The following is a 20,603-nucleotide window of genomic DNA, read 5'->3' on the forward strand; positions in this document are numbered from 1 at the left end:
CATGATCACCGATGCCCGTCTCGCCGCCGATCTCGCCGACCGCGCGGGAAGCCTGCTGAGCGCACTGCGCGAGGAAAACCTGCCCGATCTCGGGAAGCGCGGCGACGCGCTGTCCAACGACTTCCTGCTCACCGAACTGGCCGCGGCTCGTCCCGGCGACGCGGTGCTCTCCGAGGAATCCGCGGACGACCCGCGCAGGCTCGCCGCCGACCGGGTATGGATCATCGATCCGCTCGACGGCACCCGCGAATACGCCATCCCCGGCCGCTCGGACTGGGCCGTGCACGTCGCGCTGTGGGAACGCGATCGCGGCATCACCGCCGCGGCGGTCGCGCAGCCCGCGCTGGGCATGGTCCACGTCAGTGACCAATCGAGTGCGAACGCCCCCGCCCGGGACGAGCCGCGGCTGCTGGTGAGCGACTCGCGACCGCCCTCGTGGGCGCGCGAGGTGGCCGACGCCGTCGGGGCGACGCTGGTCCCGATGGGTTCGGCGGGCGCCAAGGCCATGGCGGTGGTGCGCGGGGAGGCCGACGCCTACCTCCACGCGGGCGGCCAGTACGAATGGGATTCCGCCGCGCCCGTCGGCGTCGCGCTGGCCGCGGGGCTGCACGCCTCGCGCGTCGACGGCCGCCCGCTCGAGTACAACCGGCCCCGCCCCTATCTACCGGATCTGCTGATCTGCCGGGCGGCGTGGCGAACCCCATTGCTGGACGCTGTGGCGGCCGCGGCGGCCGGATCCGGATAGCCTCACCCATTCGCGACAAATTGGTAGTAACGTATCAAATACCCCGGGGCCGTTCCGCGCCCCGGCAGTGACGTCGCGAGAGGATGGCCGTGCGCTCCAACCTGATCTCCCGCAGGGATCTCGACTTCCTGCTGTACGAATGGCTGCGGGTCGAGAAACTGACCGCACTCCCCCGCTTCGCGGAGCATTCCAGGGAGACCTTCGACGGCTTCCTCGACCTGTGCGAGGACGTCGCCACCAGGTATTTCGCGCCGCACAACAAGCGCAACGACAGCAACGAGCCGACCTTCGACGGGGAGCGGGTGACGATCATCCCCGAGGTGAAGGCGGCCGTCGAGGCGTTCACCAAGGCCAACCTCGTCGGCGCGGGAATGGACGAGGAGATCGGCGGGCTGCAACTGCCCGCCGCGGTGGAGGCCGCCGGGTTCAGCTGGTTCCAGGCCGCCAACGTCGGCACCGCCGGCTACCTGTTCCTCACCGTCGGCAACGCCAACCTCCTCGCCGCGCACGGTTCCGCGGAGCAGATCGAGCGCTTCGTGCGCCCCATGGTGGAGGGCAGGTTCACCGGAACCATGTGCCTGTCGGAGCCGCAGGCCGGGTCGTCGCTGGCCGACATCGTCACCCGCGCCGAGCCGCAGGACGACGGCACCTACCGGCTGTTCGGGTCGAAGATGTGGATCTCCGGCGGCGATCACGAGCTCACCGAGAACATCGTGCACCTGGTGCTGGCCAAGATCCCGGGCGGTCCGGCGGGCACCAAGGGCATCTCGCTGTTCGTGGTGCCCAAGTTCCTGGTGCGCGAGGACGGCACGCTGGGCGAGCGCAACGACGTCGTGCTGGCGGGGCTCAACCACAAGATGGGCTACCGCGGCACCACCAACACGGTGCTCAACTTCGGCGAAGGCGGGCACACCCCCGGCGGCGCGGCGGGTGCGGTGGGTTACCTGGTCGGCGAGCCGCACCGCGGGCTGTCCTACATGTTCCACATGATGAACGAGGCGCGGCTCGGCGTCGGCCTCGGCGCGACCGCGCTCGGCTACACCGGCTACCTGAAGTCCGTGGAGTACGCCAGGCAGCGGCAGCAGGGTCGCGCGGTGACCGCCAAGGATCCCGCCGCCCCGCAGATCCCGATCATCGAGCACGCCGACGTGAAGCGAATGCTCTTGGCGCAGAAGGCCTATGTCGAGGGCGCGCTGGCGCTGCTGCTCTACTGCAACCGGCTGGTCGACCTGCGCCGCACGGCCGCCGACGAGCAGGCCGCCCGCGAGCACACGCTGCTGCTGGAAATCCTGACCGGCGTCGCGAAGAGCTGGCCCTCGCAGTGGTGTCTGGAGGCCAACAACCTCGCCATCCAGGTGCACGGCGGCTACGGATACACCCGCGAGTACGACGTGGAGCAGCACTACCGGGACAACCGCCTCAACCCGATCCACGAGGGCACCCACGGCATCCAGGGCCTGGATCTGCTGGGCCGCAAGGTGACCCAGCACGAGGGCGCCTCGCTGCGCCTGCTCGGCGAACGCATCGCGGCGACCATCGAGGCGGCCACCGAGAAGGGCGGTGACGCCGAGGAATTCGCGGTGGAGCTCGACTCGTCCTGGCAGCGTCTGCTGCTCGTCACCGCGGGCATGTTCGCCGCGGGCGACCCGGCCGCGGCGATGGCGAACTCGACCATCTACCTGGAAGCGTTCGGCCACATCGTGGTCGCGTGGATCTGGCTCGAGCAGCTGGTGGCCGCGGCCGACCAGGAGGGCGACTTCTACGAAGGCAAGCGCGCCGCGGCCCGCTACTTCTTCCGCTACGAGCTGCCCAAGACCGGTCCGCAGCTGGACCTGCTCGACGCGCTGGACCGCACCACGCTGGAAATGCGCGACGACTGGCTCTGAGCACGCTGAGATTCGGTCATTCGAATCTGCGTGATCGAAACCCGAGCCCGGGAAACAGAGTGGCGCAATAGCGGTTAGCCACCCTGTTTCCGCAGGTCGTCGCCCGTCCACGCTGGCGAAGAAACATCCCCTGATTCGCGCGGCGCGCGAGCTGGAATTCGAGCCCTCTTTTCGCGTCTATCGTCGCTATCCGTGCAGGTCAGCGAAAGAGAGGCGGAACGGATGGGTGCGGAACCGGCCCCGGTGCGGCAGCTGCGCGCCGATCAGGCGCGCCGCGTCGCCGACGTGCTGCGCCACCAGATCCACGCGGGCGCGTTCGACGAGGTGCTGCCCACCGAACAGCAGCTCGCCACGGAACACTCCGCGTCGCGCAACACGGTGCGCGAGGCCCTTGCCCTGCTCAAGGACGAGGGCCTCATCGACCGCGCCCCCAAAGTCGGCACCCGGGTCGGGAACCGCAAGTACGACCACGGCCTCGACGAACTGCTGGGTCTTCAGGAGACCCTCAAAGGCCACGGCACGGTGCGCAACGAAGTGCGCACCGCCCAGCACATCACCGCGCCGCCCGCGGTCGCCCGCAGGCTCGGTCTCGAACCAGGCGAGCGAGTCGTCTATCTGGAGCGGCTGCGCTACCTCGCGGAACGGCCGCTGAGCCTGGACCTGACCTACCTGGTCCCCGACATCGGCGCGGAAGTGCTCGCCAACGACCTCGAGAACACCGACATCTTCGTGCTGCTCGAGAAGATCAGCGGCCGCTCGCTCGGCCGCGCCGATCTGGCGCTGGAGGCGATCGCCGCCGACCCGCACACCGCGTCCACGCTCGACACTCCCGACGGCGCCCCCCTGCTGATGCTGGAGCGGCTGACCCGCCTCGACGACGGCAGGCCGGTCGACCTGGAGTACATCCGCATGCGCGGCGACCGAATCACCATGCGCGGCAGCCTGTCCCGCGGTACACCCGAATGGAAGGTCCGATAGATGGCACTCGTCGATCAGCGCGCCGACATCCCCGTCACCATCGATGAATCGCTGTGCATCCAGGGCTGCACGCTGTGCGTGGAGATCTGCCCGCTCGACTCCCTGGCGATCAACCCCGACAACGGCAAGGCCTACATGCACGTGGACGAGTGCTGGTACTGCGGCCCGTGCGCGGCCCGATGCCCGACCGGCGCGGTCACCGTCAACATGCCCTATCTGCTCCGCTGATCTGGAAGTCTCATGAAAGCACGTCTCGTTCCCGTCCTGCTCGCCGCCGCACTCGCCGCCGCGGGCTGCTCACTGGAGAACTCGAACGACACCCCGGCGGGCACCGTCAAGGTCGTCGTCGGCTACCAGTCCAAGACCATCAACACCGTCACCGCGGGCACGCTGCTGCGCGCCCAGGGCTATCTGGAACAGCGGCTGCGCAAGATCACCGACAGCGGCGGAGCGAAATACCAGGTGGAGTGGCAGGACTACGACACCGGCGCGCCGATCACCGCGCAGATGGTCGCCGAGAAGATCGACATCGGGTCGATGGGCGATTATCCGTTGCTGATCAACGGTTCTCGCACCCAGGCCAACGAACGTGCCAAGACCGCGCTCGTGTCGGTCACCGGGTACAACCCCAAGGGCGCGCTGAACATGGTTGTGGTGCCCAATGATTCGCCCGCAGGCGCGATCACCGATCTGGCCGGGCAGAAGATCTCGGCCAGCGTCGGCTCGGCGGGCCACGGCACGCTCGTGCAGGCGCTGTCGCGGGCGGGCATCGATCCGGCCAAGGGCGTCGAGGTGCTCAACCAGCAGCCGCAGGTCGGCGCGACCGCGCTGGAGTCGCATCAGGTCGGCGCGCTGTCGCAATTCGTCGCCTGGCCAGGGCTGCTCGTCTTCCAGAACAAGGCCAAGCTGCTCTACGACGGCGCCGAACTGAACGTGCCCACCTTCCACGGCGTCGTCGCACGCCGCTCGTACGCCGCCGACCATCCCGAGGTGCTCCAGGCTTTCCTCGCCGCGCAGCTCGATGCCACGAAGTTCCTGAACGAGCGTCCCTTCGAGGCGGCCAGGATCGTCGCGGACGGCTCCGGTCTGCCGCAGGAAGTCGTGTATCTCTACAACGGCCCGGGCGGCACCCATTTCGACACCACGCTCAAGCCGAGCCTCATCGCCGCACTGAAAGGCGATGTGCCGTACCTGAAGTCGATCGGCGACTTCGCGGAGCTGAACGTCGACGGATTCGTCGACGACGCGCCGCTGCGCAAGACCTTCGCCGAGACGGGACAGGGCGACTACGACCGGGCTTTGGCCACGACCGCCAACCCGAGCGCGATCACCGGCAACGACCCGGTCTGCGGCACCGCGGTCGCCGACCCGGCGCTGGCCGGTGAGCTGTGGGTGGACGGCGCCGACCGGCCGCAGCCCGCGGCCGACCCCACCTGCCTGCTGCGCGCCGTGCAGGCCGCCAAGGCCCAGGGCAAGGTGATCCGCGCGGTCTACGTGCCCGACGCCGAGCTCGGCACCCGCTGGTTCGCCGACAAGGCGGTGTGGCTGCGCGACGGCGTGAAGTACCTGCCCTTCACCACGCAAGGCGCCGCGCAGCGCTACCGACAAGCCCATCCCGCCGCCACGCCGGTCTCCTACGACCAGGCCGTTACGGAAGTCCGCGGATGAACGCCGTGGCCGTCGCCGCGGTCGCCGAGGAGGCGACCGCGAAGGGGCGCGGCGCTTCCGAGTGGGGTTCGCGGACCGTCCGCGTCGCCTCGGTGCTCGCGGCGGTCGGGTTGTGGCAGCTGCTCACCGTCAACGACGTCCGGGCGGGGCTGCGCTTCGACTCGCTGCCGACCGTGACCGAGATCGTCGCGGAGTTCGGCGAGCACCTGGGCAAGGACCAGTACTACCTGGACATCGCCCAGTCGCTGATCCGCATCGTCACCGGTTTCGGGCTCGCCGCGGTGGTCGGCGTGCTCGCGGGCATCGGGCTCGGGCGTTCCCGGCTGCTGGCCGACGTCTTCGGCACGCTCACCGAGCTGGTCCGCCCGATCCCGGCGATCGCGCTGGTGCCGGTGGCGATCCTGCTGTTCCCCAGCGACGAGTCCGGCATCGTCTTCATCACCTTCACCGCGTCGCTGTTCCCCGTCCTGGTGAGCACCCGGCACGCGGTGCGCGCGCTGCCGACGATCTGGGAGGACGCCGTGCGCACGCTCGGCGCCTCGCGGCGAGATGTATTGGTGCGAGTGGTTTTTCCCGGCATCCTGCCCGGTGTGTTCAGCGGTCTTTCGGTCGGCATGGGCGTCGCCTGGATCTGCCTCATCTCCGCGGAGATGATCTCCGGGCGGCTCGGCGTCGGCTACCGGACCTGGCAGGCCTACACCATCGTCGACTATCCGGCGGTCTTCGTCGGCATGATCACCATCGGCGTGCTCGGGTTCGCCACCTCCGGCCTCGTCGAGCTGGCCGGTCGCCGGATCACCCGCTGGCTGCCCAGGGAGGTTGCGGAATGACCGCCACGACAACAGCTCCCGCCGCACCCGCCACCGCGGGCATGCGGCTCACCCTCGACGGCGTGCGGATCGCCTACGGCTCGCGCACCGTCGTCGACCGGCTCGACTTGGACATCGCCGCGGGCGAAATCCTGGTCGTGGTAGGCAAATCCGGCTGCGGCAAGTCGACGCTGCTGCGCGCCATCGCCGGACTGCGCAGTCCTGACGCCGGATCGGTGCGCGCGGACGGGTCCACGGTCACCGGGCCGTCGGCCGACCGCGCCCTGGTGTTCCAGGACGACGCGCTGCTGCCGTGGCGCACCGCACGACAGAACATCGAACTCGCACTGCACCTGCGCGGCACGCCCCGCGCCGAACGCAAAGCCCTCGCCCAGCGCTGGGTCGCCGAGGTCGGCCTGACCGGCTACGCCGACTACTTGCCGCGCGACCTCTCCGGTGGCATGCGGCAGCGAGTTCAGCTGGCGCGCAGCCTCGCCGGAGCCCCGCGGGCCGTGCTGATGGACGAGCCGTTCGGCGCGCTGGACACCCAGACCAGGGCCACCATGCAGCGGCTGCTCATCGACACCTGGCGCGCCCATCCCACCACCATCGTCTTCGTCACCCACGACCTCGACGAGGCCCTGCTGCTCGGCGACCGCATCGCCGTGCTCGGCAGGCACGACGAGCGTTCCGCCGCGTTGCGCGCCGTCGTCGAGGTCCCCGCTCCGCGCCAGTCGGTGGACCGGCAGGCCGTGCGGAACGAGATCCTGGAGAAACTGTGAAGATTCCCGAGCTGTCCGAACGGATCCGGCTCGACTGCGACGTGCTGGTGATCGGCGGCGGCACCGCAGGCACCATGGCCGCGCTGACCGCCGCCGAACACGGCGCGAACGTGCTGCTGCTGGAGAAGGCGCACGTGCGCCATTCCGGCGCGCTGGCCATGGGTATGGACGGCGTCAACAACGCGGTCATCCCAGGCAAGGCGACGCCGGAGGACTACGTCGCCGAGATCACCAGGGCCAACGACGGAATCGTCGACCAGCGCACCGTCTACCAGACCGCGACCCGCGGCTTCGCGATGGTGCAGCGGCTCGAGCGCTACGGCGTGAAGTTCGAGAAGGACGAATACGGCGAGTACGCGGTGCGCCGGGTGCACCGCTCCGGCTCGTACGTGCTGCCGATGCCGGAGGGCAAGGACGTCAAGAAGGCGCTGTATCGCGTGCTGCGCCAACGCAAGATGCGCGAGCGGATCCGGATCGAGAACCGGCTCATGCCCGTTCGGGTGCTGACCGCGAACGGTCGCGCCGTCGGCGCCGCGGCCTTGAACACCCGCACCGGCGAATTCGTCGCGGTCGGCGCCAAAGCGGTGATCCTGGCGACCGGGCCGTGTGGACGCCTCGGGCTGCCCGCCAGCGGCTACCTGTACGGCACCTACGAGAACCCGACCAACGCCGGCGACGGCTACGCGATGGCCTACCACGCGGGCGCGGAGCTCTCCGGCATCGAGTGCTTCCAGATCAACCCGCTCATCAAGGATTACAACGGACCGGCCTGCGCCTACGTCGCCAACCCGTTCGGCGGCTACCAGGTCAACGCCGAAGGCGAGCGGTTCGTGGACTCCGACTACTGGTCGGGTCAGATGATGGCGGAGGTCAAGCGCGAGATCGAATCCGCGCGCGGGCCGATCTATCTGAAGGTCTCGCACCTGCCCGACGAGACGCTGTCCACGCTCGAGGGCATCCTGCACACCACCGAACGCCCCACCCGCGGCACCTTCCACGCCAATCGCGGCCACGACTACCGCACCCACGACATCGAGATGCACATCTCCGAGATCGGTTTGTGCAGTGGGCATTCCGCTTCCGGCGTCTGGGTGGACGAGCACGCGCGCACCACCGTGTCCGGTCTGTACGCGGCGGGCGATCTGGCCTGTGTGCCGCACAACTACATGATCGGCGCGTTCGTCTACGGCGATCTGGCGGGCGCGCACGCCGCCTCGACGCTCGCGGAACTTCACGCGCCGCAGGAACTTCCCGAGGATCAGCTGACCGCCGCGCACGAGCTCGTCTACCGGCCGCTGCGCCAGCCGGACGGGCCGCCACAGCCGCAGGTCGAATACAAGCTGCGCCGTTTCGTGAACGACTATGTGGCGCCGCCGAAGACGGCCACCAAACTGTCCATCGCGGTGGAGACGTTCGAGCGGATGCGCGCGGAGGTCGAGGGCATCGGGGCGCGCACCCCGCACGAGCTGATGCGCGCGGTGGAGGTGTCGTTCATCAGGGACTGCGCGGAGATGGCGGCGCGCAGTTCGCTGACCCGCACCGAATCCCGGTGGGGCCTCTATCACGAGCGCGCCGATCTGCCCGAGCGCGACGACAACGCCTGGCGTTACCACCTGAACCTGCGCAAGGACGCGAACGGCGAGATGGAGTTCCTGAAGCGGCCGGTCGCGCCGTATCTGGTGCCGGTGCCCGGGCTGGACGACGTGCCCTCCGTCGATCCCACCGTCGTCGCGGTCGAACAGCCCGAGCTACGATCGGGAAGGCCGCCCCAGCGCGGGGATACGGTGGTTGTCGCTTCGTCGCCCGCCACTCCCCCTTCGCCCCGGCTGGTCACCCTTCTCGCCTTGGATTCGCCTACGGTGCACGATCTTTCGAGCTATCTCGCCGACGCCGACGCGGGTGTGCGGGCGGCAGCGATCTCAGTGCTCACCGAGCACACGCCGGACGGATTCGCGACCGCCCTCGCCGACGCGCTCGGTGACACGGCCGCGTCGGTTCGGCGCGTGGCCGCCGAAAGCCTGCGGGAACTGGTGGAGGTGCTGCCCGATGCGGCCGGACTGCCCGAGCACCTGAACTCCGCCGACCCGCTGGTGCGCGCCACCGTCGTCGACCTGCTGCGCGCGCTGCGCGCAGGCAGCGCGGCGCAGTTCGGCGTGGCGTCCTCCGACGCGGACCACCGGGTGCGCATCGAGGCGGTGCGCGCGCTGGTCTCGCTCGACGATCGCCCCGGAGTCGCCGCGTTGGCCGACGATCCGAACCGCGAGGTGCGGATCGCGGTCGCCAACGGCTTGGCCGCCATCGGCGACGGCGGCGTCGACGTCATCCGCGCACTGTCCGCCGACCGCGACCCCCTGGTCCGCGCGGCAGCGCTCACCGCCTTCGCCGCACTCGGCGCGGACGCCGACGACGCCACGAATCTCGCCGTCGCACTGCGTGATTCGGCCTGGCAGGTGCGAGTCGGCGCGGCCCGCGGCCTGGCGGGCGCCGCACCCGACCTCGCGGTCCCGCTCCTCACCGAAGCCTTGCTCGACCCGCACCTGGACGTCCGCAAGGCCGCGGTCCTCTCCCTGACCACATGGCGCGCCGACGAGTCCGCCCGCGACGCACTGAAGCGCGCCATCGACGACACCGACGCCGACGTCCGCGCCTACGCCCGCCGGGCGGTCGACGCATGATCACCCTCTGTACCCACCGCTCGGCCACCCCTTCCCACCGCCTGCGCGCGATGATGCCGAATGGGCCCCGCCCGACGCTCGGCTCACGTTCCGGTCCGCGCGCGATGTGGACTGTGACGTGCGCCGAGCGCCGGGCCGGACCACGCCCGTTCCGCCGCCCCGCCGAATAGGCGTCCGTCTGCTCTGTCGGATTCGCGCTGGCGCGGTGACCGTTTCGGCGCTGCCGTGACGGCCATCGAAGTGCGGAGATCCGCACGGGTAGGACCACTCGTTGCCGGCGTGGCGATCCCGCCCTACCGCTTGTCGCGTTCGGCGACGACGGTGTCGAGGCGGGCGCCGAGGGCGGCGACTTGGTCGCGTAGAGCGGTCACCGTGTCGAGCGGGTAGCCGACCTCTTGCATGACCGCGCCGATCATCTGCCTGGCCTGTTGTTCCAGGGCGAGGCCCGCGGGGGTGGCGCGGAGCTGGACCGCCCGGCGGTCGCGGGAGCTGCGGACGCTCTCGACCAGGCCGCGGGTCTGCAGTCGCTGCACGAGCGGGGAGACGGTGCCGTAGTCGAGTCGTAGCCGGTCGGCGAGCTGCTTCATCGTGATGCCGGGGGTCTCCCAGAGCGCGAGCAGTGTCAGGTACTGCGGATAGGTCACCCGCATGGCGTCCAGGTAGGGCCGGTAGGCCGCGGTCATCGAACGCGAGGTCGAGTAGAGGGCAAAGCACAGTTGGGCCGCGAGCGAGAGCACGTCTTCGGTGCCCGCGGCGGCGGCCTCGACCGCGCCGGGTTGCGCTTCTTCGGGCATATTTGCACTGTACGCATCCCGGCCGCACCGGGCGGGCCCTCGACGCTCTCGATCTCCGTTCGCGGATCGACCGATTCACAACATCTGTGTCATGGGCAGTGGCAAGGCGGTGTGCGGGCGCGACCTTCCGGTCATCATCGATCAATGGCCGAAGAACGAAGGGGGCGCGCATGTGCGGCGACAAGTTGACAGCGAGCGCTGTCGCGCGGATCCGGACGGCCGCCGCGGACGGTCGAGCCGACGAAGGCGAGGAAGGCGCGAGCCGAGCCGCGGAGGCCCCCGATCAGCCCTGCCCGACTCCCTTGGGCCGAGATCGGTCCATGAAGCCGAACAGGTAACCGGCCACCCTGCGCATCTGGATCTCCTCCGCGCCTTCGGTGATCCGGTATCGGCGGTGGTGACGGTAGGTGTGCTCGAAGGGCGTGTGCCGGGAGTAGCCCATGCCGCCGTGGATCTGCATGGCGCGGTCGACGGCCTCGCAGCACAGTCTATTCGCCGCAGTACTGAGCCGCGCCCAAACTCGACGCCGCCTGCCGAATCCGGTTCTCGTTGAAGAAATGCTGCACGACGGCGAGCCCGCGCCCGACCCGTGCTCGGGTTCGGTGATGCCGGCGCGCCAAATTCACGGATGACGGCCATGCCGAGATTGGTGCCGTCCCGGCCGCCGTATCGGGCGGGAGACGGGTAGCGGAAGTGTCCGGCGGCGCGGCGATCGCCGTCCGTTCCGGCGGCAAGGCTTCCCATTCGCGGCGCAGGATCCGCGCCACGTTCGCGCCGACCCGTGCCGAATGACGCAGGCCCTCCGGCAGTTCGGGTGACAACACCCGTTTCGCCGTCACGCTCACGCCCGGCCGAGACCCTCCGCCACCGAGCGATACACCGGTGCCCACCCCAGCTCCCGCTTCGCCTTGGTGTTGTCGACGCGCAGAGTGGTGTCCGACATCAGGCACCCCAGGTAGGGCACGGCCAAGCGCAGGAGCCAAGTCGGCACGGCGAGGGCGCGCGGGGTGCCGTGCGCGGCCGCGACGGTGTCGAGGAATTGCCGCCAGGTGATCGGTTCGTCGTCGACGATGTTGTAGGCGTTGCCCGCCTTTCCGCGCTCCAGCGCGGCGACGGTCGCGGCCGCCGCGTCGGCGACGTGGATCCAGCTGATCACCCCGCCGCCGCCCAGCGGAACCAGCGGAACGCGTTTGCGCAGCAGCCCGGCGAACAGGTCGCTGAACGCGGCAGGACCGTAGAAGAGCCCGTAGCGCAAGGAGATGCCGTCCAGGTCCGCGGCGAACACCTGTTCTTCGGTGGCGCGGCAGCCCGCGATCACCGGATCGGCGTATCCGCCGTCCTCGATCCCGAACGGGTCGTCCTCGGTGACCCGCCGGGCGCCGTGGTCGACGTATCCGTACCCGGTGATCAGCGATTGGGTGAGGAACCGGCCCGCCCCGAGCTGTTCCGCGGCCGCGAGCAGATTCGCGGTCCCGGTGCGGCGCAGGGCGTTCGTGGGATCGTCGTCGGTCAGGTTGCGGCCTGCGCTCTTCAGCGCCGTCGCCTCGTGCAGCACCGCGTCGGCGGAGCGGCCGCGCAACGCGCGCAGCAGCCCCGCTCGATCCATCACGTCCGCGATGATCGGCTCGGCGCCGAGTTCGCGAATCGTCCCGTCGCTCTTCGGGTTTCGAGCGACGGCGAGCACCTCGTGACCGCCGTCGACCAATGCCCGGATGAGCGGCCGCCCGATCGCGCCCGTCGCGCCCGCCAGTAGTACCCGCATCTCGTCCTCCTTCTCGCCCGGTGGCTTTCACCGACTTGGACGAGCGAGCCGAAAACTTTGTGATGCGATGTGGCGCGAAACACGGCCGGGAGACCGCGCTCCCGGGTCAGCCCGCGGACACCTCGCTGCGGTCACCGCTCCACAGCGTGTGGAACTTGCCCTCGGCGTCGATGCGTTCGTAGGTGTGCGCGCCGAAGAAGTCGCGCTGCCCCTGGGTGAGCGCGGCGGGCAGCCGCTCGGCGCGCAGCGCGTCGTAGTACGACAGCGAGGACGCGAAGGCCGGGACCGGGATGCCGAGCAGGGTCGCGGTGGACACCACCCGCCGCCAGCTGTCGATGGCGGTTTCGATCGCCTCGCGGAAGTACGGGGCGAGGATGAGGCTCGGCAGGTCGGGATCCTGGTCGTAGGCCTCCTTGATCCGGTTCAGGAACCGGGCCCGGATGATGCAGCCGCCGCGCCAGATCGTCGCCAGATCGCCGGGACGCAGGCTCCAGTTGTATTCGGCGCTGCCCGCGGCGATCTGATCGAAGCCCTGCGCGTAGGCGACGACCTTCGAGGCGTAGAGCGCCTGACGGATGTCCTCGGTGAACTGCTCGACATCCGTGGGCTTTTCGGCCAGCGTGCCGGAAGCGAGACCGACCGCGGCCTTGCGCTGCGCACGCGAGCCCGACAGCGCCCTGGCGAAAACCGCCTCGGCGATTCCGGTCACCGGCACACCGAGATCGAGCGCGGACTTGACCGTCCAGCGGCCGGTGCCCTTCTGCTCGGCGGCGTCCACGATCACGTCGACGAGCGCCTTGCCGGTCTTGGCGTCCACCTGGTTCAGCACCTCGGCGGTGATCTCCACCAGATAGCTCTCCAGATCACCGGAGTTCCACTGGGTGAACACGTCCGCGATCTGCTTGGCGTCGAAGCCGAGCGCGTCGCGGAACAGGTGGTAGGCCTCGCCGATGAGCTGCATGTCGGCGTACTCGATGCCGTTGTGCACCATCTTGACGAAGTGCCCCGAACCGTCGGGGCCGATGTGGGTGCAGCACGGGGTGCCGCCGACCTGCGCGGCGATCGACTCCAGCAGCGGGCCGAGCGACTCGTAGGACTCCTTCGGGCCGCCCGGCATGATCGCCGGACCGTTGAGCGCGCCCTCCTCGCCGCCGGAGATGCCCGCGCCGACGAAGTTCAGACCGCGCTCGCGCATGGCGGCTTCGCGGCGAATGGTGTCGGTGTAGAGCGCGTTACCACCGTCGATGATGATGTCGCCCGGTTCCATGACCGCGGCGAGTTCCTCGATGACCGCGTCGGTCGCGTCGCCCGCCTTGACCATGATCAGCACCCGGCGCGGCTTCTCCAGCGCGGCGACGAACTCCTCGATGGTCTCGGTGCGCACGAAATCGCCGTCGCCACCGTGCTCGGCGAGCAGCGCGTCGGTCTTGGCGACGGAACGGTTGTGCAGCGCGACCGTGTAACCGTTCCTGGCGAAGTTGCGGGCGATGTTGCTGCCCATGACAGCCAGGCCGGTAACACCGATGTGTGCACGCGCTTCAGAGGTCGGCATCGATCAGCTCTCTTCGTTCGTCAGGTCCGGTGGGGTGTGCGAAAACTGGTTCCGCGGCGGCCTCGTCGGCTCCTTCGAACCACGGGGCCACCCTGCGTGCCAAGCTACTGGATGGTCGCTCGACGAACGCGACCGGACGGCGTTGACCGCACCGAGCAGCAGACCGAGCCCGAGCAGAATTCCGCCGCGCAACCACACCTCCGCGCCGATGCGGGTGAACAGGAACAGACACGACGCGAGGCCGAGCCAGGGCAGCACCAACGGCACCTGGAAGTGCTCGGTTTCCACCGGCTCGCGGCGCAGGATCAGCACGGCGGCATTGACCGCGGTGAAGACGACGAGCAGCAACAGCACCAGCGTCTCGGCCAACGAGCCGACCTCACCGGTCAGTGCGAGAGCCAGCGACACGGCGGTGGTGGCGAGAATGGCGACCCACGGCGTGCGGCGGCCGGGCAGCACTCTGGCCAGCGCGGCGGGCAGCAGAGCGTCGCGTCCCATGCCGTAAGCCAGTCGCGAGGCCATGATGCCGGTAAGGAGGGCGCCATTGGCCACCGCGACGAGCGCGATCACCGCGAAAAGGCGCTCCGGCACGCCGCCCGCCACCCGGACCACCTCCAGCAGCGGTCCGCTGGATTCGGCGAGTACCTCGGTGGGCACGACGGCCGCCGCGACCGCACCGAGCAGCACGTATACCGCGCCCGCGGTGAGCAGCGCGCCGAACAGCGCCCGGGGATAGGCGCGGCGCGGATCGCGCACCTCCTCGGCCAGATTCACCGAGGTCTCGAAGCCGACGAACGAGTAGTACGCGAGAACCGCGCCCGCCAGCACCGCACCGACCGCCCCGCGCTCGGCCGTCCCCACCTGGGTGAGCCTGCTCGGGTCGCCGTCGCCCCGCAGCAACACCCACAGGCCGAGACCGATGACGAGCAGCAGGCCGCCGAGTTCGATCGCGGTGGCGACCACGTTCGCGCCGAGCGACTCCTTGATACCGCGCAGATTCAGCGCGGCGAGGGTGGACAGGAAGACCACCACCACGGCGACGGTCGGCAGCGTCACCAGCGCGGCGAGGTAGTCCGAGGCGAACCCCCTGGCCAACGCGCCGACGGAAACGACGCCCGCGGCCAGCATGCAGAATCCGACGAAGGTGCCCGCCGCCGGACCGAGCGCACGAGTCACGTAGTGCGCCGAGCCGCCCGCCCTCGGATACTTCGTGGCGAGCTCGGCGTAGGAGCCCGCGGTGAGGCAGGCCAGCACCAGGGCGGTGAGCAGCGGCAGCCAGAGCGCGCCGCCCGACGCCCCGGCGATCTCGCCGACCAACACGTACACCCCCGCGCCGAGCACGTCGCCCAGGATGAAGAAGTACAGCAGAGGCGTGCGAACGACCCGGTTCAGCTCGACGGCCATGGGCGGCTCAGTGCCGGTGCGGCAGCGGAGCGGCCGAGGCGACGCGGTTGGCCGCGGCCTTCACCGAATCGGGGAGCACGTGATTGATCGTCGTCAGCACCTTGGTGCCCAGCGAGGCGGCCGCAACCTTCTGGTCGCCGCGCAACAGCGCCTCGACGCCCTGGCGCGCCACGTCGGCGGGATCGTCCTTCGGGCCCTTGCCGACCACCGTCTCCAGCATCTTGGCCCTGCGGAAGAAGTCGGTGTCGGTCGGACCCGGCATCAGCGCGGTGACCGTGACACCGGTGCCGCGCGTCTCTTCGCGCAGCGCCTCGGCGAAGGACTGCACGAACGACTTCGACGCGTTGTACACCGCCTGCTTCGCGCCCGGCATGGTCGCCGCGATCGACGACGTGAACAACAGTTTGCCGGTGTCGCGCCGCACCATGTCGCCGAGCACGAGCTTGGCGAGGTGCACCGTCGAGCGCACGTTGAGGGCGATGATGTCGAGTTCGTCGTCGAGGTCGGTCGCCACGAAGTCGCCGCCGCGGCCGACGCCCGCGTTGAACGCGACGGCGTCGAGCGGCCGCTCGTCCATGGTCGCCGCCGAGTAGAGCCGCTCCACGCCTTCGGGCGTCCGCAGATCCACCTGAACCGCGCGGACCTCCACACCGGGACGGCGCACCTGGTCGGCGGCGGTCTCGATGGCCTTGTCCTCCGCGGCCACCACCACGTCGTAATCGTGTTCCACGAACTGCTTCGCTAGTTCCAGCCCGATTCCGCTGGAAGCTCCGGTGACAAGGGCGAGTGGGCGTGTCTGGTTCATACCGCCCGCCTACCCACGCCGAGCGAGTTGTATCCGGCGCGGCCCTATCGTCCGTCGAGCCAGACCAGACAGAAGGTGTGCCCGACCGGATCGGCGTAGACGCGGAACCGGTCGCCGTCGTTGGCCTGCAACGGGCGCGCGCCGAGCGCCACCGCCTTGGGCTCGGCGACGTCGATGTCGTCGACCAGGATGTCGAGGTGGAACTGCTGGGAGGCTTCGGGATCCGGGAAGCGCGGCGGCTTGTAGCGCGGTGCGGTCTGGAACGCCAGGCGCCTGCCGTCGGGGTCGACGACGACCACCCAGGTCTCGTCCTCGTCGTCCTCGTCGATGATCACCCCGCCGAGCAGCGCGGCGTAGAACTTCGCGAGCTCGCGTGGCTCCGGGCAGTCCAGCACCACGCTGCGCAGCCGTCCGACCGCGCTGTCCGTCGCCGTCTCGCCCTCGGCCGCCACCGTGCTGTCCGATGTCATGAGCGCCTCCTTCGCCGGTTAGGGGACGCTCCTCACCTACCCGCCGCGCGCACCGGGCAAACCGATGCGAGCGCGCGAGCGGGGCTCAGGTGAATCGAATCGACTTCGCGGGCTTGCGATTTCAGGCGATCACCAGGTCGACGTCGATGTTGCCTCGGGTGGCGTTGGAGTACGGGCAGACCTGGTGCGCCGCGTCGACCAGCGAGCGCGCCACGCCGGAGTCGAGGCCGGGCAGGTCGACGGTGAGGGTGACGGCCAGGCCGAAACCGTCTCCGTTCGGGCCGATGCCCACCGCGCCGGTCACCGAGGAGTCCGCGATCTTCACCTTCTCGCGGCGGGCGACCAACTGCAGCGCGCTGTGGAAGCACGCGGCGTATCCCGCGGCGAACAGCTGCTCCGGGTTGGTGCCCGCGCCACCCGCGCCGCCGAGCTCCTTCGGCACGCTCAGTTCGAGGTCGAGCGCCTGGTCGGAAGAGCGGACCTGTCCGCCGCGTCCGGCGCCGGTCGCGGTGGCCTGTGCGGTGTAGAGGGTGTTCATGGGGTGCCTTTCTGGAAGAACCTGCGGTGCCCCATGAACAGTAGCGAGCAACTAAGTTGCACACAACTAATGTCGATGTGAAAAGGGTCGCACACCGCGGGCGGAGTCGGTTCCGTTCGCGGCGTGCGACCCGTCTGGCGGCTAAATCACCGCGTTCATGATCGTTCCCGCGCTGGTGGCGACGACGCCTCCCGTCATCGCGCTCGCCACCATCTTCGGCGACTGCAAACCGCCGCCGTTCCACTTCTCCCAGGCGAAACGGCCACCGCCGTAGGTGATGGCGGTGATCCCCGACAGCTGGACGAGCCAGGTGAAGTACCGACCCATTTGCATGAGCTTGTCCGCCATCGGCGGCGCTTCCGGGGTCGGATTACTGACCTGCGCGAGAACTGTGTCGTGTAGCGCGCAGAGGATCGTGCTCACTGTCATGCTCCTTCGCGGATGCTGAGGTGATGCTCGGGATTCGTCTTCACGAGGGCGCGTTACTCCGAAAAACTCGTCGACCCGTTCAATTCAACCTCAGCAAGATCATGTGATGTGGCAGACACACCGAAATCGGCATGACCTGACTCACAGCTGTTCACCCGTGCCACACAAGCCCCGCGGTTCTAAAATTCGAAGGGTGCAGGGGGATGGAAGAAAGGGCACGGGCGCGACGCGGCGCCGTCCCTGTTTCGACGCCGACCTCACATCTGTTTCGGGGAGGGTACATGGCTTTTCTGCTTCCACTGCTGTTGCTGATGCTCGTTGTGACCGCGTCCGTCGTCATTGCCGCCTACGGCACGGTGTTCGCCACCTACTGGTTCGAAATGCGGCACCATCACACCGACCCGCCGGATCTGTCGGCCACGCGCTGACCGTCCGAGTTTGAGCCCTGACGGTCCGGCAACTCCGGTCACGGGTGTCGCGGACGCCCGTGACCGCGAGCGGAGGTGAGCCGGATGGTGAACGATGTCGAGAAGCGCTGGTCCGATCCGGAAGGACTGCGCCAGGCCATCCGCTACGACCTCGCGATCGTCGGCATTACCGCACTCGTCGCCCTCGTTGCCACGGTCTGGGCCGCAGGGCGGGACGAGTGCCTGTCCGGTCCGCTGCTGTGCGATGCCGCCTCGGGCATCGCGGTGCTGCTCGTCCCCGCCCTCGTGTTGGTGGCGGGTGGAATCGGCGCGTTCGTGATCACCTATCTGCGCTGGCGGCAGGGGCGGGTCTGGCCGATCTGGCAGGGCGCGGGCTGGTTCCTGTTCATGCTGATGCTGGTCTACGTCTCGATCGGCGGGAGCGCGCTCGCGAGGTGAGACGCGGGGAGTTCAACGGTTGTAGTCCCAGTAGTGCAGCCATTTCACCGTGGCGAACAGCAGCAACGTCAGCGCGTAGAGGACGACGACTATGGCGGCGCCGAGCGCGCTGACCCGCCACCCCGCACCGTCGACCGGGTCGAGCCAGCGCCGGAAACACGCCGCGACCGCGGGTGACAGGATCCAGCTCATCAGCGCGACGCTCACGATCTGGCTCAACCACATCGCCAGCCAGGGCGGCGCCCCGTTCTCGTCGAGCACCGGCCCGAGGAACCGGGACAGCGTCATCACCGTCGGATACAGCACGAGCAGCACCAGCATCGCGATCTTCCAGGTGGGCGTCACCCGGGTCCGGCCGTCGACGGTGCGCAGCGTGGAGCCGAACGGCGTGGTGTGCGCGACGGCCGAGAAATCCTCGGTCAGTCCGGCGCGCAAGGCCGGCAGGGCCGCGGCTCGTTGCTCCGAGCGCATCCAGTCCGCCAAATGGTGCGCGGTGCGGAATCGAAGCACCGAGAACCACCGGCCGGTGTCGCCCCGGCAGAACAGCGCGACACCCTCGAATCCGGGAAAGGTGGCGCTCAAAGCCACCAAATTGGCTTCCGCCGCTACAAATTCGGCGACCTTGCCATTCGCCACACTGTGGTTGAACACCGCGATGCCCGGCGGCGGCAGCTCCCCCTCGACGATGATCAGGTCCGAGCTCTTGCGATGAAATCCGGACGCCTCCCCTTCGGCGAGCAACTCCATTCTCGCCGCCGAGTCGAGGAATTCGTTCACCAGCGCCTCGGAACGGAAAGTCGTGCTGAATCCTGGTTCCAGCGCGGGCTCGTCGTGCACCGCGCGGCAGCTCTCCACGAATCCTTCCGCCCGAGAGGCTATTTCGGACATCCGATCCAGCCAGGCCGCGAAAGCCGCGATATCGGGCGGGCGGTGGAAGACGGTGACGGCGGTGGCGTTCATCGGCGCTCCGCTAACGGTCGTCGATGCGGCGACCCTGGACGTAGACCTGCGCGACCGCCGCCTCGCCCATTCCCATCAGCAGCGCGAACAGCGTCTGATCGCGAGCCAGGATCGGGTCGTCGGATCGAATCCCTTGCGCCAGTGCGCTTTCCAGCGCCGGTTCGCGTGCCGGGTCGACGACGACGAAGTCGGCTTCCTTGCCGGGATCGAAGTTCCCGAAGCGGTTCTCCATGTCCAAGGCCCGGGCACCGGCCAGCGTTCCGGTGAAGAGCATCTCGGCCGGATGCATCGACACGCCGTCCGCGCCCGGTTCGGAGATGTGCACCTTGAACGCCGCCGCGAGCACCTTCGGAATCGACCATTCGTCGCCGCCGCCGTAGTCGGTTCCGGCCGCGACTGTGACGCCCGAGGCGATCGTCCGCTTCCACGGCATCGTCCCGGAGCCGAGGAACTGCTGGGACACCGGGCAGTGCGCGATCGAACTGCCCGTCTGCGCCAGCCGCCCCAGTTCCGCGTCCTGACAGTGCACGCAGTGCGCGAGGATGCTGCGCCTGCCGAGCATGCTCTTGCCGCCGGCCTGGGAGCCGGGCAGGAACTTCCCGTCGTAGGTGTCGAGGTACGAATTCACTTGGTACGCCTGCTTGGTGCTGTCGACCTCGCCGGTGCCGGGGCGGTTGTTCTCGTTCAGGTGGCTGTGGAAATAGACGCCGCGACCGCGCACCGAGTCGTAGAGCTCACCGAGATTGCGCAGCGTCTCGCGGGTCACCGACAGCGAGAAACGGGGCACGATCGCCACGTGCAGCAAGGCGGTGTCGACGTCGCCGGTGTCGGCGGCGTGCCAGGCGTCGATCTCCGCCTCGGTCAACCGGATCGCCTCGTCCTCGGAGGTGACCAGCGGTGCGACCGACTCCTCCTCTCCCGCGGTCTGGATACCTCGGCCGCCGACCATGCGCAGGCCGCAGCGGCGCGTCTCGCTGAACAGCGCGTCCTGGGCGTGCGGGAAAGCCGACCCGAACACCATCGCGGCGGTGGTGCCCACGGCGATGCGCCTGGCGCAGAATTCGACGGCCGCCCGCTGCGCGAACACCGGATCGGCGAGCCGGGATTCCGCCGGATACATGCACAGCGTCAGCCATTCGAGCAGCTGGCCGCCGCCGTAGGCGTCACCGGCGAATGTTTGCGGGAAATGGATGTGGGCGTCGACGAAGCCGGGGAGCAAAAACCCAGGGCGGTGGTCGAATTCGTCCGCACCGCGGAATTCGTCGGGAATCTCGTCGCGGCCGCCGCAGTAGGCGACCCGACCGTCGTCGCCGACGACCAGCGCGCCGTCCGGCACGGAGACCAGCGCGTCCGCCGCGTTCTGGACGGTGGGGCGCCCGGCGACGTGGAAGATGTGCCCCAAGTGCACTTGGCTCACGAGTCGAGCACAACACAGCGGACGGCGCCATATCGGCGATTTTCGGAAAAGGCGCGTCTACCT

The 20,603-nt window shown here is 69.2% G+C and carries 19 protein-coding genes and 2 pseudogenes; 10 read left to right on the plus strand and 11 right to left on the minus strand.

Going from position 1 to position 20,603, the window contains the following annotated elements:
- Position 1: 1 nt before the first annotated feature.
- From FB390_RS26495 to FB390_RS26530, 8 genes and pseudogenes are all read left to right on the plus strand, one after another.
- Positions 2 to 730, plus strand: a pseudogene (locus FB390_RS26495) (3'(2'),5'-bisphosphate nucleotidase CysQ); the annotation flags it as partial.
- 104 nt (positions 731 to 834) lie between these two features.
- Positions 835 to 2,631 carry an acyl-CoA dehydrogenase gene (locus FB390_RS26500; protein WP_141811403.1) on the plus strand — a complete coding sequence of 599 codons (1,797 nt, stop codon included), beginning with the start codon at positions 835 to 837 and terminating at the stop codon, positions 2,629 to 2,631.
- Positions 2,632 to 2,853: 222 nt separating this feature from the next.
- The gene (locus tag FB390_RS26505; RefSeq protein ID WP_141811404.1) at positions 2,854 to 3,609 is read left to right on the plus strand and encodes a GntR family transcriptional regulator; all 756 of its coding nucleotides are present in this window, start codon (positions 2,854 to 2,856) and stop codon (positions 3,607 to 3,609) included.
- The gene (locus tag FB390_RS26510; protein ID WP_097243393.1) at positions 3,610 to 3,837 is read left to right on the plus strand and encodes a 4Fe-4S dicluster domain-containing protein; all 228 of its coding nucleotides are present in this window, start codon (positions 3,610 to 3,612) and stop codon (positions 3,835 to 3,837) included.
- 12 nt (positions 3,838 to 3,849) lie between these two features.
- Positions 3,850 to 5,277, plus strand: coding sequence for an ABC transporter substrate-binding protein (locus tag FB390_RS26515; protein ID WP_141811405.1), 1,428 nt, complete (start codon positions 3,850 to 3,852; stop codon positions 5,275 to 5,277).
- On the plus strand, positions 5,274 to 6,107 hold the full coding sequence (locus FB390_RS26520) for an ABC transporter permease (protein ID WP_141811406.1): 834 nt from the start codon (positions 5,274 to 5,276) through the stop codon (positions 6,105 to 6,107). The genes FB390_RS26515 and FB390_RS26520 overlap by 4 nt, the downstream gene beginning before the upstream one ends.
- The gene (locus FB390_RS26525; RefSeq protein ID WP_141811407.1) at positions 6,104 to 6,868 is read left to right on the plus strand and encodes an ABC transporter ATP-binding protein; all 765 of its coding nucleotides are present in this window, start codon (positions 6,104 to 6,106) and stop codon (positions 6,866 to 6,868) included. The genes FB390_RS26520 and FB390_RS26525 overlap by 4 nt, the downstream gene beginning before the upstream one ends.
- Positions 6,865 to 9,543, plus strand: coding sequence for a fumarate reductase/succinate dehydrogenase flavoprotein subunit (locus tag FB390_RS26530; RefSeq protein ID WP_141811408.1), 2,679 nt, complete (start codon positions 6,865 to 6,867; stop codon positions 9,541 to 9,543). Before FB390_RS26525 ends, FB390_RS26530 begins: the two co-directional genes overlap by 4 nt.
- Positions 9,544 to 9,836: 293 nt before the next feature.
- On the opposite strand, the gene FB390_RS26535 is transcribed toward FB390_RS26530, so the two are convergent.
- From FB390_RS26535 to FB390_RS26575, 9 genes and pseudogenes are all read right to left on the minus strand, one after another.
- Entirely contained in the window at positions 9,837 to 10,337 is a 501-nt protein-coding gene (locus tag FB390_RS26535) for a MarR family winged helix-turn-helix transcriptional regulator (RefSeq protein ID WP_141811409.1), read from the minus strand.
- A 283-nt stretch (positions 10,338 to 10,620) separates the two neighbouring features.
- Positions 10,621 to 10,921: pseudogene (locus FB390_RS26540) on the minus strand (acyl-CoA dehydrogenase family protein); the annotation flags it as partial.
- 257 nt (positions 10,922 to 11,178) lie between these two features.
- Positions 11,179 to 12,099 carry an NAD-dependent epimerase/dehydratase family protein gene (locus tag FB390_RS26545; protein ID WP_141811410.1) on the minus strand — a complete coding sequence of 307 codons (921 nt, stop codon included), beginning with the start codon at positions 12,097 to 12,099 and terminating at the stop codon, positions 11,179 to 11,181.
- Positions 12,100 to 12,205: 106 nt separating this feature from the next.
- Positions 12,206 to 13,651 (minus strand): NADP-dependent phosphogluconate dehydrogenase, encoded by a 1,446-nt coding sequence (gndA, locus tag FB390_RS26550; protein WP_141811411.1) that lies wholly within the window; start codon positions 13,649 to 13,651, stop codon positions 12,206 to 12,208.
- 3 nt (positions 13,652 to 13,654) lie between these two features.
- A complete protein-coding gene (locus FB390_RS26555) occupies positions 13,655 to 15,055 on the minus strand; it encodes an APC family permease (RefSeq protein WP_141811412.1) in 1,401 nt (466 codons plus the stop codon).
- Positions 15,056 to 15,062: 7 nt separating this feature from the next.
- A complete protein-coding gene (locus FB390_RS26560) occupies positions 15,063 to 15,860 on the minus strand; it encodes an SDR family NAD(P)-dependent oxidoreductase (RefSeq protein ID WP_141811413.1) in 798 nt (265 codons plus the stop codon).
- Positions 15,861 to 15,904: 44 nt separating this feature from the next.
- Positions 15,905 to 16,330 (minus strand): VOC family protein, encoded by a 426-nt coding sequence (locus tag FB390_RS26565; protein ID WP_141811414.1) that lies wholly within the window; start codon positions 16,328 to 16,330, stop codon positions 15,905 to 15,907.
- 121 nt (positions 16,331 to 16,451) lie between these two features.
- Positions 16,452 to 16,868: an organic hydroperoxide resistance protein gene (locus FB390_RS26570; protein WP_141811415.1), complete on the minus strand. Its 417-nt coding sequence runs from the start codon at positions 16,866 to 16,868 to the stop codon at positions 16,452 to 16,454.
- Between the two features lie 141 nt (positions 16,869 to 17,009).
- On the minus strand, positions 17,010 to 17,291 hold the full coding sequence (locus tag FB390_RS26575) for a hypothetical protein (protein ID WP_141811416.1): 282 nt from the start codon (positions 17,289 to 17,291) through the stop codon (positions 17,010 to 17,012).
- A 287-nt stretch (positions 17,292 to 17,578) separates the two neighbouring features.
- Here FB390_RS26575 and FB390_RS33740 point away from each other — a divergent pair, with 287 nt between their 5' ends.
- The gene (locus FB390_RS33740; RefSeq protein ID WP_185757185.1) at positions 17,579 to 17,725 is read left to right on the plus strand and encodes a hypothetical protein; all 147 of its coding nucleotides are present in this window, start codon (positions 17,579 to 17,581) and stop codon (positions 17,723 to 17,725) included.
- Positions 17,726 to 17,809: 84 nt separating this feature from the next.
- Entirely contained in the window at positions 17,810 to 18,163 is a 354-nt protein-coding gene (locus tag FB390_RS26580; RefSeq protein WP_141811417.1) for a hypothetical protein, read from the plus strand.
- A 12-nt stretch (positions 18,164 to 18,175) separates the two neighbouring features.
- On the opposite strand, the gene FB390_RS26585 is transcribed toward FB390_RS26580, so the two are convergent.
- Together FB390_RS26585 and FB390_RS26590 are read right to left on the minus strand one after the other, a co-directional pair.
- Positions 18,176 to 19,123: an antibiotic biosynthesis monooxygenase gene (locus tag FB390_RS26585; RefSeq protein ID WP_141811418.1), complete on the minus strand. Its 948-nt coding sequence runs from the start codon at positions 19,121 to 19,123 to the stop codon at positions 18,176 to 18,178.
- Positions 19,124 to 19,133: 10 nt separating this feature from the next.
- Positions 19,134 to 20,540, minus strand: a complete 1,407-nt coding sequence (locus FB390_RS26590; RefSeq protein ID WP_141811419.1) for an amidohydrolase family protein — start codon at positions 20,538 to 20,540, stop codon at positions 19,134 to 19,136.
- Positions 20,541 to 20,603: the final 63 nt, after the last annotated feature.

Source organism: Nocardia bhagyanarayanae (assembly GCF_006716565.1).
In the GTDB taxonomy this organism is placed as follows: domain Bacteria; phylum Actinomycetota; class Actinomycetes; order Mycobacteriales; family Mycobacteriaceae; genus Nocardia; species Nocardia bhagyanarayanae.